This is a genomic window from Cupriavidus basilensis OR16 (assembly GCF_000243095.1).
GTDB classification, from domain to species: Bacteria; Pseudomonadota; Gammaproteobacteria; order Burkholderiales; family Burkholderiaceae; genus Cupriavidus; species Cupriavidus basilensis_D.
Genome location: NZ_AHJE01000302.1, coordinates 1 through 546, shown reverse-complemented (window position 1 = coordinate 546; position 546 = coordinate 1). Strand labels below are relative to the sequence as shown.

Here is a 546-nt window from a genome sequence, read left to right as displayed (position 1 = left end):
CTCATGCCGATGCAGAAGAAGGCGGTGCCGGCGCAGATGCGGGACAGGTAGAAATCCTTCTGCGCGGCGGTGCCGTATTTCAGGATCAAGGGGCCGCTCTGGCGGTCGGCCACCCAGTGCGCCGCGACCGGCGCGCCGGCGGCCAGCAGTTCCTCCACCAGCACGAAGCGCGCGAACGCATCCATGCCCGCGCCACCGTAGCTGGCGGGCAGCGTCAGCCCAACCCAGCCACGCGCGGCCAGGCGCTGGCTGAACGCGGCGTCGAAGCCCATCCAAGAGCGGGCCCGGATATCGGCCGTCGTGCCGGGCAGGTTTTCCTTGAGGAACGCTTTCACCTGCGCGCGGAAGGCCTCGGCCTCGGGAGGCAGGGCCGTCAGGTGGAAGGCATCAAGCAGATTGCTCACTTCTTGCTCCAGGTTGTGGGGCGGGCGGGGGCGATGGCACTGCCGGTTATCGGTTGTCGACCATCGGCTACCGGCTACCGGCTACCGGCCCGCCGTATCGTCATTCGGGTTTCAAGCCGGGGGTACGGGCCGCCTGCCAGTA

General features: G+C 68.5%; 1 protein-coding gene. It reads right to left on the bottom strand.

What is annotated here, in order from left to right; all coding sequences use genetic code 11:
• Positions 1-404, bottom strand: a 404-nt coding sequence (locus OR16_RS38830) for an acyl-CoA dehydrogenase family protein (RefSeq protein WP_006164937.1), incomplete at its 3' end; no start/stop codon positions are given.
• Between the last annotated feature and the right edge of the window lie 142 nt (positions 405-546).